The following is a 12,945-nucleotide window of genomic DNA, read 5'->3' as shown; positions in this document are numbered from 1 at the left end:
CCACCGTCTTGTTGACCTTAGGCCGCTTGCCTAAGGCACTCGCTATCGCTCGAGCCTGCCGTGCGGCGGGGTGTCGCGTACTTGTTGCTGACCCTTTTCGCTGGCACGTCTGTAAGCCATCCCGGGATGTGGCCCGGTCTTTTCGGGTTACCGCGCCCAATGATTCTCTGTCGTGTTACCTCGCTGATTTGCTCGCTATAGTCGAGCAGGAGTCCGTGGATCTCGTGATTCCGGTTTCTGAAGAAGCACTGCACGTAGCCAAGCTTAGCGATCAGCTGCCCGATGGAGTCCGGCTTTGGGCAGCGCCTCTCAAACAGCTTGCGGAACTTCATCACAAGCGTGATTTTATTGCTCTCGCGGCGCGCAAGGGGCTAGAGGTGCCTGAGACATTCACAGCGGATGAACCTGGTGCGTTAGCGCTGTCACTCAACAACGACTACGTGGAGAAACCTGTACACAGTTGTTCGGGTATTGGCCTGCGGTTCGCTAAGGCTGGTGATGCTCTCGATTCCAGCTCCAAAGAGGGGCTGGTGCAGACCCATCTAGATGGAGATTTGATCAGTTCGCTCTCGGTAGTCAGTGAGGGACGAGAAGTGGCGACCGTGTTCTACCGCGGGTGCGTCTTTGCAGGGACGGTCGCTATTTGCTTTGAGCGTGTGGACGATGCGCCGTCGGCTCAAACGTGGGTGAGCGACTTCCTCAAAGACAGTAATTACAGCGGGTTCCTTGCCTTCGACTTTATCGTTGATGAATCGGGCGTAGCGCGAGCGATTGAATGCAACCCTCGGGCGACTAGTGGCGTGCACTTTTTCGATACCCACGCCCTTGGTAGTGCACTCCTTGATCCTGAAAGTGCGCCGGCCATTGAATTAGCATCAGGTTCGCGCTTTCAGTGGGCGTACTCAACGCTTACAGAGACCTATGCGGCAATCTTCAAGCCTCGCGAATTTATTCGGCGTTTTAAAGAGATGCTGGCAGCGCGTGACGTTATTTGGGCAGGGCATGACCCTCTTCCGTTTTTGCTTATGACGCCCATGTCCTGGGAGATTCTCTGGCCGGCCATGACCAGCGATCTTTCCCTCGGTGAAGCAACTCAGCGGGACATCGCGTGGTTTGGTGAGAACCCTTGAAGGTAATGCTACCGCTAGATTTACGACCGACTGCGGCGAGTCACGCGACAAAATATTTGTTCACGAGGACGCGTGGTAAGGCGCGCAGCGGGGCGAACGCGGTTCGGATTCAAGGCTTCAAAATCAAAGCGTCGCAACAGCTCAGCGATGATCAACAGACTTTCGGTCTGCGCAAAACCCGCGCCTACGCAGGTATGTGGTCCTTGTCCAAAGGGTATGTAAGCGCCGTTGGTAAGCGCACTCTCGTTCTCTTGCAAGAATCGCTCGGGCTTAAAGGCGTGGGGATTTTCCCAGTAGTCTCCATTGCGATGGAGTGTCCACGGCGAAATCATCACCAGCGCACCCTTGGGCAGTTTTCGGGGTCCCACCGTCGTGTCTTCCATGGCAACCCGAGGCATAAAAGTGATCGGGGGGTACAAACGGAGGGCTTCGCGAAAAACTGCTTTGAGCAATGGCAATTGCCGCATGTGCTCAAAGGTAATTTTTCCATCGGTCGCTCCTTCTACTTCACCCCCGCCTTCAATTCCGGTAACGCGATCAATCTCCTCACGCATTTGGGCGACCAGCGTGGGTCTTTGAGCGCAGATAAAAAACAGCCAGGTCAGAACGCTGGCGGTGGTTTCGTGCCCTGCAAGAAAGAACACGCCGAGCTGATCAATGAGTTCGTCCTTGGTAAAAGGCTCCTGCGTGTCACTGTCCCGCGCTGCCACTACCGCACTGGCAATGTCGTTGTAATCAGCGTCGGGCGCGAGGTGCGTGTCGATGAGCGCCGCGAGATGGCTGCGAATGCGAGTGCAGGCGTCAAGCACGACTTGTGGCTGCGGGGCCTTGGTCCATGCGGGCTCAAAGATCAGTCGCTTGATGTCAACCTGAGCAACAGAACGCTCAAAGACCGTGAAGTCTTCAAAGACATCGTGGGCAACCTGAGAATCCAGCGAGGTGGAAAATACCGTGCGGCAGATGATGTCAGCGGTGAGTTGACTCATAGCCAGATCCAGCGAGAGTGGCTCACCACTATCGGCACTCGCCTCGAGAGTGTGTACATAGTCGTTAACCGCTGCCTGCATCGCCTCAAAGGCGTGACTAATGCGCATATGCGAGAAGGCGGGATCAATCATCGCTCGCTGACGCCGCCACTTTTCGCCGTCGGTAACAAAGATCGATTCACCGATGAGATGCTCAAGGGCGTTGACCATGAGATCGCTCTTGGGAAAGATGCCATCGGGGTCGCGCATGATGTGTCGCACGAGATCGGGGTCATTAAACAGCACGGTGGAGCGTCTCGAGTACCCGAGGTTTCCCACAGGGAAGCGGTAGGCAGCAGCTGGGAGAAGATCCAGCAGGTTGCCATCACCGTTCCACAGCACCCGCATCAACGCCGGAAGCGCAGCGAGGGAATGAGGTTTTGGAGGAATATAGTGTTTGTCTTGGCTCATAGTGCCCAGGGTGTTTTTATGAGGTTTCAGTATCAGGTTCCTTCGCAATGATGTCGACCCACACTCTGTTTGAAATTCTTGTGGCGATACACATCGTCACGGGTGCTACCGGTTTAATCAGTTTCTGGGTGCCCGTGGTCGGACGCAAAGGCGGCGTAAATCACGCACGCTTTGGCAAGCTGTTCACGATGATGATGCTGGTTACGGGCAGCGTTGCGATATGTATTGCGCTGACCACGTTGTCAGATCCTATCGCGACTCACCCGCATTTGGTCGATCACGCACAATTCGGTGATCCTGCACTCATCGCAGGGATCTTCGGATGGATGATGCTGTATCTCGCTACGCTAACGATCAACCTGGCTTGGCATGGTTGGCTGTGTATTCAGAATCGTCGGGATCATAAGGCCAATCGCACCTGGCATAATTTGCTGCTGCAAGTCCTGCTCACCATCGCGTCCGCGAACTGCGCCTGGCGGGGCTGGGAGCTGAATCAGCTTTTGATGGTGGGCATCTCTATGGTGGGATTTGCCACCGTAGGGACGAATCTCTGGTTTCTTTACAAGCCTAATCCGCGGCCGCTCGATCGTATTAAGGAACACATTAAGTCGTTGGTAGGAGCTGGCATATCAGTGTATACCGCGTTTTTTGCCTTTGGGGCTGTGCGCATGCTGCCGGAGATCGCACTGACACCCGCGCTGTGGTCTGTTCCTTTGATTACTGGTTTGACCTTGATTATTTATCACCAGCGCGCCGTGACTTTAAAGTTTCGTGCGAGAACTGCAGCTTGAGCGCCAACCATACTCTCGTTATCGGTGCGGGGGTTGGCGGTTTAGCCGCGGCCATCGAGTTGGCAGCTGCAGGACATCGTGTCACGGTACTTGAGCGTGCGGCGGAACCCGGCGGCAAGATGCGTCAGCTACCCGTGAATGGAGTGGGGGTGGATGCTGGGCCGACGGTGTTCACTATGCGCTGGATTTTTGACCAGCTCTTCGAGACAGCGGGATCGGCATTGGAGGCGCATTTACGTCTGGAAAAAGCCGATGTGCTTGCTCGCCATGCGTGGCGACAGGGCGGTGTACTGGATTTGTACGCGAGCACGGAGCGGTCCGAACAAGCGATCCAGGAGTTCGCAGGGAGAGAAGACGCCTTAGGTTACAGGGCGTTTTGCGCGCGAAGTGCTGATATCTACGAAACGCTGCGTGAACCGTTTATCGCGTCCTCTCGCCCGGGCATGCTCGAGTTGGTTAGCCGGGTCGGTTTTAGCAAGTTAGATGCGATGTGGCGCACGGCGCCTTTCTCTTCTTTATGGTCCGCGTTGGATGATCACTTTGCCGATCCTCGTTTGAGGCAGCTTTTTGGTCGTTACGCGACTTATGTGGGTTCCTCTCCGCTAAAGGCCCCGGCAACGCTAATGCTCATCGCGCATGTGGAGCAAGAGGGCGTGTGGCTTGTCGACGGAGGTATGCGCGCTGTCGCGGTGGCGCTTCGGGAACTGGCGGAGGGCCTGGGTGTGCAGTTTTCCTTTGATGAAGGTGTTCGCCAGATCGTGATGGAGGCCGATCGTGCGGTAGGCGTGCTAACTGAGCATGAGCGAGAGCTACGGGCGGATCAAATCGTTTATAACGGTGACATCTCTGCCCTAGGTACGGGAATGCTAGGAGCGGCGGTGGCACCCAGCGTTAAGCCGGTAATGCCCACAAATCGGTCCTTGTCTGCAATGACGTTTTGTATGGTGGCGAAAGTCTCGGGCCTCGCTCTGCATTATCACACCGTGTTTTTTGCTGAAGAATATCCGGAAGAATTTGCCGCCATTTTTGGTCGAGGGCAGATCACGGAATACCCGACGGTGTATGTCTGTGCTCAGGATCGCGCTGGCGGAAACGTTCCCCAAGGCCCTGAACGTTTGTTGCTGTTGATCAACGCTCCTGCTGACGGAGATCGGCGTCTGCGAGACCCGCACAAGCTTGCACAGTACAAAAGTAAGGCGCTCGCCCTGCTGCGTGAGTGCGGCTGCGAGCTGGAATTTGATGAGGCATCCTGCGTGACCACGGATCCGCGGGGGTTCAGCGAGCGATTTCCGGGTAGTGGGGGAGCGCTTTACGGGCGCGCGAACCATGGATCTATGGCGAGCTTTGCAAGGCCCGGTGCCCGCAGTCGCGTCAAAGGACTCTATCTTGCCGGCGGCTCAGTGCACCCCGGTGCCGGGGTGCCTATGTCAGCGATGTCTGGGCGCTTGGCGGCGGGGGCAGTCCTTGAAGATCAGAGTTGAGCGCATTGGACTGTGCGCCCAACACTAATCTTTAGGGCTCTCAGAGCTTATCGCTCTCTCCGTTGGTGGCGTCTGGCCATTCCGAGTAAGAGCAGCGCCATAACAATCAGGGCACTGCGACTCATCGTGTCAACGCTTAATGCCGGGAACATATTGATTACCCGCGCGATGTTGTTTTCGGGCACAGGATCCAGACCGTTACTGAAGTCATCATTGGCTTCGATGATGTTAATGATTTGCCGGTTATCGGGTGTGCTTACAACGTCGATCGCGAACATCAGAGTTTCCATGAAACCCACATTGACCGCTCCCGCCTGGTACTCGCAAATCGTTCCGCCAGGCGCACCGTCTGCACAGCTCCAAGGAGTCGGGGCACTGTTGCTGGCATTAAAGGTAGATCCGAGCGGTACAGCCTCACGAACGATAACGCCGGTGGCATTCTGGTTTCCCTGATTTCCGTACATTGCGGTGTAGATGATGCTGTCGCCTTCGCGAACAATACCGGCATCTGTTTGTTTGCTTACGTAAATCTCAGGTACGGCGATGAGAGGTGTGTCATCGGTGTCGGTATCAGTTGCAGGGAGCACAGAGTTTGCGCCGTCATCCTCAATATCTACAGTGTTGATGATGAGCTCTCTGCCAGCCTCTGCAGGGAAATTGACATCAAGACCAAAGCGAGCCTGATCACTAACTGAGGCTAACAGTAGAGGTATGGTGATGGAGCAAACCGTACCCGGTGGGCTCCCATCGGGGCAGCTCCAGACACTCGGCAAACTCGCCACTGCACTAAACGCCACGTCGTCGGGAACGGTTTCCGAAACCACTACGCCGGTAGCGCCCTGATTACCAATGTTCGCGTAATCAATGAGGTAGCTATAACGTTGACCGGGGGTGACGCCGATGCCGCCATCATCTTTGGTGATCTGCAGTTGCGGGGATGCACCTCCAATCGGTGTTTGTTCTGTGTCCGTGTCTGTCGACGGAACAACCGGCGCCCCGGGGTCGAACTCATCGCCGTCATCGGTGATGGAAACGAGGTTGTCGATCTGAGTAACGGCTGGAGGTAGCGGTGTATCGACGAGTACGGCAAACACCACATTGCCCGGCGTGTCCGACAGATTTCCAACGGTGAATTCACAGGTCGTTCCGGGGCCACTGCCGTCAGCGCAGCTCCACCCTGCAGCGCTGCTTGCCGCGGTGTAAACAGTATTTGCGGGTACCGTTTCGGTGATGACCACGCCGGTGGCGTCTTGGTTGCCCAAGTTACTGTAGGCGATGAGATACTCGATTACGGCCCCAGGAGCGGTGAGTACCACTTGATCGTCTTTGGTAACGTTCATCACGGGATCCGCAATGACCGGAACAACTGTTGGATCGTCTGCAGTACCCGTAGTTGGGTCATCAGAGATGATGCCTTGTTGCTCTTTAGAGTCAGCGTTGGCTTGGTTGCTCAGCTCTTCCGGAGAAGTCTGCCCATCGGGATACGGCAGTGGCAACAGAACATCGTATGTAATCGTTGCAGTCGCGGTCGCCGCAAGTGTGGTGTAGCTCACACTGATACTGGTGTCGCCCGGCGTGTTGCCGGTGTCCACTACACCTATGCCCGATGCGCTCACAGATCCGGCTTGAAACTCACCAATGGCGTCTGGTGTATCGGTAATCACCAGCGTCGTAGCAGCAGCTAGTCCGTTGTTGTCCAGCGTCAGGGTGTAAGTAATTGTGTCGCCGGGTTCCGCCGGATTGTTTGGCCCTATCCACGTTTTCTCCAACACCAAATCCGGAAAGAACAGGCTGTCCGTTGCAGTTGTGGTGTACGTGCGCTCAGCGGGATCAACACCCGGTAGGCTGGTTGCTTCAACGTCCGCCGTGTTGTCTATTTGGCTGACGCCAACGATGCCGCCGTTTACCAGTTCCATGGAGAACGTGATAGATAGCGTTTCTCCCGGAGCCAATACTTCCTCGGGCTTCGCGGGATTACCTTCCGTCTCAAGGGTGACGGTAGTTGTGCCCGCTGCGGACGCTTCAGTCAGTGTGAATCCTGGCGGCAGCGTGATCGGAGTTAGACTTCCGGGTATCCAGAACGTCTCATCAAACGCATCTGTCACCGTGAGCTCATAAGCACTGGAAGTGCCACTGTTGGTCACCGTGATTTCGATAGTCGCGATGCCTTCCGTTAAGTCGGTAAAGTCTTTGGTCGCTGCCAGAACAGGTTCCACCACGTCGATATCTACGCTGCTGGTCTCAGGCAGTCCGGCACCTACAAAGTTCAGCTCTGCGGTATTGGTCAGAGTAATTCCGGCAACATTGTTGGGCACGTCCACCACGCGAGCGATCAATTCGTAGACGATGGTGTCCTTCTCGTTGAGGATCATGTCCGCAACGTTGTCAACCGTGCCGTAGTCAATGGTTATTACGTTTCCGGCAACAACAGGTGTTCCTGGCAACGAGGTTGTGATGTTGTCGCCAATAGAAATCACGTTGCCACCGATGAGTTCCAGTATGGGGCCACTGGGATCGTCATCCTGCAGCGTATCTGTAAGCACAACGCCCGTTTGCTGGCCTTCGCTAAATGCAGTCACTATCTCGTAACGTACCTGCTCTCCTATGGTGAGATCCTCAAGCAGTGGATTCGCCTGCGCGCTTCCTGTATCTGGAACAGAGGTGCCAGATACAACCTTGCTTACGGAGGCTGTGCTAAGGCTTACAAGGAAGTTGCGATCGCTGTCGCCCCCAGCCCGTGACTCTGGACTTGTCGGTGCAGACTCCCAGGCAATGGTGGCTACGTTGGGAAATTCACTAGGCACAGGGAATCCCGCTCCGATCGCTTGAACATCGTAGCCAATCTCACAGAAGCTTTCCGCGACACTGAGTGAATCTACTGAAAACTCAAGGCTCCCGTTGGTAAGTGGCGCCGGGCTATTTACTATCGCAAAGCCCGGGCAGTCAGATACGACCGTACTGTCGTTTACCCACAGCATGTCGCTATTCAATACATCAGTGACAGTGATAGATCGAGCCGTGGCGGTGGATATGGCGGCGTGATTAATTTCCAGTACAAATCTCTTCTGCTCCGCCGCGACAACGATGGCCGGTAAGGTGCCATTCTCGGTGAGCTTACTGATTTGCAATTGGGGCTCAATGAGATCGAAGCTTGTGGCCGCGACGACGTTAATGGAGTTACTGCGAAGCTGGGCGCGGTTTTGCAGGTTTTTGTCTTCGCCCGGAGCTCCGGAGTTTAGTGCGTTGTCTAACACTATGGCGTCGATTTCGAAGGTGACACGATCGTCGGTGTCGGGCTCCGGTCGATTGTCCGGTGTGTTCACCACGTTGCCCAGTAACCATTCAGCGCAGGTTTGCGGTGCTCCTGGGCTGCAGTCGAGAGCTGCGTCACCCACTAGCAGACCGCTACTGATTGAAAGGTCACTGCCAATAGCGATGACTTCGGTTCTTGTTATTTCGAAGGCGACATCGGTGTTCGGCATGCTGTCCGTGACGAATGCTTGCTCTGTCGTCCCGTCGGGGAAATCAGCATCAATGGTGAAGGTGACTGTTGAGCCGATGGTCAGATCCTGCGAGGAGGCGCCCAAGACAAAGTCACCGATATCAATCGCCGTAATCTCCTTGGCGATGCCCGGCGCACTAATGTTAAGTGTCCATTGGTCAGTGAGGTCGTAGCTTCTGTCATCAGGGTCGCCTTGGGTATCCAAGGTGGTCCATATCACTTCGGCGGTATTGATTATCGTCTGCCCGGTTACGGCTGTTACATTTACTGAAGCGTCAAACTCGATTTCGCAGACGCCTCCTAGAGGGAACGTTGACCAGGTGGCAGTAATTTCCCCGGCTGCCAACGTAGGCCCGGTATCGGGCAAAGCACTGCAGACAGCGCCTAGTCTGACGTCCGCGGGCACTACACTAAGGTCTGTAGGTATCACATCGCTTAAAGCCAGGTCTTTGGCGTCTATACGTGAGGCGGGGCTGTGCTCCACACGAAGGGTATAGGTAACCAGGTCACCTGCTTCCGCCTGTCCTGTGTTCGCTGTTTTGCTGATGCTCAGTAGCGGCTCGACGATTTCCAAGGCCGCGCTGTCAGACGATGTGATTGATGGTAGGAATCGGGCAATCGCGCCGTTGCTGGTGCTGTCGTTGTTTTGGTTGACCAGTACGTCTTTGACTTTGGCAACCACCTCTATGCGAATCCGGTCGCGGAAATTGGTGGTGCCGTCAGCGGCCTGCGTTACCGGACCGTAGTTCAATACTGCACGGTCATTAACGCCGTCGCCATCACGATCGTCGATAGCAGCTGTCGGGTCCGGGATCGTGGGTGTTAGGTCGCCACCGACAGAAATAGTTCTCGCCGAGACAAGTTCCAGCACATTGTCTGTAATGGGAAGTAAGTCAGTGATGGTCAGGTTGGGAATGTTGACGTCAGGGATGGTCGCCACAACCTGAAAAGTCACCGTCTCGCCAATCGTCAGTGATTCTGCGTCGGCGGGTGTACCGGGGATGTTGTCTGTGTGGCTTTGATCCGTTGTGGTGACATTCTTTGTCAGTCCCACGCCAAATACGGTGAAGATATCGCAGCTTTGCAGGCGATAGTTGTTTTGCTGCCCGGGATCGGCATCGTTACCGGTTCTTTCCACACCAAGGGTATTGTTTGGTGTTGTGGGTAATACGGGCTGATCTGTATCTAAAAGGCTCTCCCAAAGCGATTCCGCGCAGTTTTCTAATTGACTTCCCGCGATAGGATTGATGATGAATTCAGTCTGAAAGCGTAGCGTGCAAACCGCGCCTTGGGGGAATCGGCCCCAGGTTGCTTCTACCTGGTCTGATGCGGCTAGTGAGGTGATGGTTATATTGTCGGGTGTTGCCGGACAAAGACTGTCGTCGATGGGACCATCGACGCGCATATCGTTCGGGAGTACATCACTCAAACTCACATCGAAAGCGTCAGCGGTAGTTCCGCTCGCATGATTCAGCGTCAGCGTGACGAGCGGTGGTGTCGCATTGTCGCCGGTATCAGGCGTAAACGTTTTCGCAAGCTGCAGACTACTTTCTACGATGCGAATAGGGTCTGCGCGTCCTTGAACGTTGCGCCGAGACTCCCCGCTGGTTTGCCACAGCCACCGGGCGCGGTTGCGTCGTCGCTGTCCCGAGGTGTTGACCGAAGCGTTCAGGACTTTGGCTCGATAAGTAATAGTGATGGTTTCGTCGACGGTGTTGTCGCTGTTCGCATTCGTGATCGTTCCAAAGCCGCTGGCGTTGTTTGCGGGGCCAAAGACCAACCTGCGATCAGGCGCTGTTTCACCGCTGCCTAGGCTGTTGAATCCAGCATTGGCAAGCACGTTGTTGAAGTTGCCCAGCGATGTCGTGACGTCTGCGCTACTTGGCACAATGGAAACGACGTCTGCAAACGCCATTCCGTTAGGTAGTCGATCTTCCACCCGTACGCTGGTAGAGGTGCCCTCGGGGACAGTGATTACCAGGTCATAAGTGACGAGCTCGCCGATGTGTGCACGAAGGTTTTGGGAGCTGTAGCCCGGAGAAATATCGGTAATTGTTTTAGTGACCAGGGGATTCGCAATCACCGCCTCGGCTGTGTCCGTGACACGGGTAAACGGTGCAGAAGGGTCAGGGACTGATGTCCATGTTACTCCGGCTTCGTTAGTTACGGTTTGCAAAGGTTCAACCGCGTTATCCAGAGTACATCGAACGGTCGCCAGAGCTGTGTCTGTGCCGTATGGCGCTCCTTCCATTCCATCGTTTGCGGCTAATGGGTCATCTAAAACAATACCGGTGGTTAAGGAGCCCGTGAACGGCAACACGTTTCCGTTGCCATCGACAACATCACCTAAAGTGGGTTCAGTGCAGGCCAGTAAACTCACTACCGGTTCATCAAAAGTAACGTTGTAAGCGGGTGTTGTACCAACGTTCTCCACGGTTAACAGATAGGTGATTTCATCGAAGGCATCAACGCCGTTGACGTCGCTCTCCGCGGTTTCCGTGCTAGGGTCCGCCGGCGGAGCCGGAACAATGATCGCGTCACTGTTATCGGTAGCGATAACGCCTTTGGTAATGGTGAGAGACGGTGCGCCGATGGTTCCGCCAACGGCCTGTAGGTCTGTGATGGTCCTGCCATCGGTGGTGTCGTAGTTCGTTTCCAATAGGTTGGTGAGAAACAGTGAGTCCGCGAAGGGCGTGCCGACAATGCGAGCGGTCAGTCGTACACGCAGCGTGGTGGCAATGGTTGTAGCGACGTTGCCAAACTCCATGCGAATCGAGTTGTTGCTTGCCTGCGTCGTGACCGTGGGGTTGAGGCTTGCAAAGGGCGGCAAAATAGAAAGGTCATTCGCTTCGACAAAGTCTGCAACGGTAAACACGGGGCGCGGTAGAAAATCGACGAACGTCACATTGTCCGTGTTTCCAGCAGGAATGCTCAACGACAGTTCAAATACAACTTCATCCCCAGGCTCCAGAACCGGTGGAACCGGATTAGGAGAAAAAATAGTCTTGTCCGGTACATTGGGCTGCACTGCGGCCTCAATGGTTGAATCGTTAGCACCGCTACCGCCTTCCGTAAGTCCATAGGTGAGAGTTGCCGAATTATCGAAACCGTCTGCTGCCAGCACGGGATCACCGTTGGCGTAGGTGTCGAGGATGGTTGTCTCGTAGGTCAATGAACCTTGAGCGCCATTATCAAGCTGGCCGCCCGTTGCGGCAGCAATATCCCATGTCAGCGAGGTCTGTCCGGGACCTGGGCCGGGTATTGCCGTGGCGGTTATGGGTACCGTGGCACCGTCGATAATCAGTGCGACGGTGCCGTCGAAGTTGAGGCCATCAGCGATCACGTCATCGATCAAGAAGGCGTTAGCACCCGCGCCGGGAGGTGCGTCCGGGTAGTCGGTGAGACGAAAGTTCATTACATAAGTGAGGACTCCGCCGGGAAGTCCCGTACCCGACACGGACTTTTGCAGCGTCGCATGCTCCGCGGTAACAGTGCTGTTCGCAGTGTCATTGAATCCTGTGCCCTGATAGTCGTAATCAAAGGTCACCGTGTTGATGATGGTTTCGCTGTCAGGCAGGGTTTCGTCAAGAACATCAGAAATGTAAACCGGTACTGAAACCGTCAAGTCCGCGGTACCTGCGGTGCCGAGTACGGCGGTGCATTCTGCCGTCACAGTGCCGCCCGTGATCGGTGCAAGATTAGGGTCGCCGGTTATTGAGCAGCCGACGCCAAAGGGCGATGCGATGCTTATGGGGTCTCCCGTCCACTGAATCTGTGCAGGCAAGACGTCACTCAGGACAATGTTTTCAATCGCAACGCCTTCTGAAATGTCCACGTTCCATGTGTAGACAAAAGCGTGGCTGGGTCCGGGGGGGCGTTCGCCTTCAGGCGCTGAATTTGCCTTCGTAATACGCGCTAGTTCGGGTGTAACAGTGGAGTTGCTGGGCGTTCCGGTTATTGCGCCGTTTGTTCCTACCGTTGTGTCGCCGAACTCGAATCCGGGAATCACCTCTACCGGCTTCGCCACTCCAATATCCGCTCCTGCCTCGACAACTGCACACACAGTCATAACCAGTGCGGGTTGTCCTTGGTCAACAGATCCGACGGGGTACCGCGCAATCCATGCACTACCACCCGGGTTCCCGGTCAGAGGGATGCCTGAGATGGGGTCAGTTAACATGCCGGTGGCGTCAAAGGTCCCAATCTGGGTGAGCTGAGGAGGGATATCAACAAAATCGACGCTCAGTTGCCGAATCTGGCTATCCACAACAGCGATGAGGTAAGGGCCGTAGCCGGTTGTGCTATCTGCATTGGTAAAGCTGGCGTCGACACAAAATTCTTCACCAATCAATGGAGTTGCGGGCAGGCCCTGCAGGCTTACCGTAGGAATTTGTGCGATTGCAGTAGGAGTGATTAGAGCTAGGACTATAGCGGCAAAGGCGCAAACGATCGATCGTCCAATACTGGGTAATAATGAAGGGCTGCTGGTGTTGCGCTGCACTTTGACGTTCACTCGGTTTGCTCTACTGTTATATGTCTGTGTTATTGACGCTTTTCTTCACGTTACAGTTTAGCAGCAAGGTGCGTGCCAAAACTGTGACGAAA

The 12,945-nt window shown here is 55.2% G+C and carries 5 protein-coding genes; 3 read left to right on the top strand and 2 right to left on the bottom strand.

The annotated features are described in order from the left end of the window. On the top strand, positions 1–1,130 hold a 1,130-nt coding region (locus AB8B76_RS08040), incomplete at its 5' end, for an ATP-grasp domain-containing protein (RefSeq protein ID WP_405271519.1). A 20-nt stretch (positions 1,131–1,150) separates the two neighbouring features. Here the strand turns inward: AB8B76_RS08040 and AB8B76_RS08035 are convergent. Beyond that, the gene (locus AB8B76_RS08035; RefSeq protein ID WP_405271518.1) at positions 1,151–2,566 is read right to left on the bottom strand and encodes a cytochrome P450; all 1,416 of its coding nucleotides are present in this window, start codon (positions 2,564–2,566) and stop codon (positions 1,151–1,153) included. A gap of 47 nt (positions 2,567–2,613) precedes the next feature. On the opposite strand from AB8B76_RS08035, the gene AB8B76_RS08030 reads away from it, so the two are divergent. Together AB8B76_RS08030 and crtD are read left to right on the top strand one after the other, a co-directional pair. Then, the gene (locus tag AB8B76_RS08030; RefSeq protein WP_405271517.1) at positions 2,614–3,357 is read left to right on the top strand and encodes a hypothetical protein; all 744 of its coding nucleotides are present in this window, start codon (positions 2,614–2,616) and stop codon (positions 3,355–3,357) included. Beyond that, positions 3,354–4,838, top strand: coding sequence for a 1-hydroxycarotenoid 3,4-desaturase CrtD (gene crtD, locus AB8B76_RS08025; protein WP_405271515.1), 1,485 nt, complete (start codon positions 3,354–3,356; stop codon positions 4,836–4,838). The genes AB8B76_RS08030 and crtD overlap by 4 nt, the downstream gene beginning before the upstream one ends. Positions 4,839–4,885: 47 nt before the next feature. Here crtD and AB8B76_RS08020 read toward each other — a convergent pair whose 3' ends face one another. Then, the gene (locus tag AB8B76_RS08020; protein WP_405271514.1) at positions 4,886–12,853 is read right to left on the bottom strand and encodes a hypothetical protein; all 7,968 of its coding nucleotides are present in this window, start codon (positions 12,851–12,853) and stop codon (positions 4,886–4,888) included. Between the last annotated feature and the right edge of the window lie 92 nt (positions 12,854–12,945).

The organism is Congregibacter sp. (genome assembly GCF_045107095.1).
Taxonomy (GTDB): domain Bacteria; phylum Pseudomonadota; class Gammaproteobacteria; order Pseudomonadales; family Halieaceae; genus Congregibacter.
This window is presented reverse-complemented; position numbering and strand designations above follow the sequence as displayed.

Coding starts and splice junctions, on each gene's coding strand:
- AB8B76_RS08035 (WP_405271518.1), bottom strand. CDS start 2,566: ATGAGCCAAGACAAACACTATATTCCTCCAAAACCTCATTCCCTCGCT.
- AB8B76_RS08030 (WP_405271517.1), top strand. CDS start 2,614: ATGATGTCGACCCACACTCTGTTTGAAATTCTTGTGGCGATACACATC.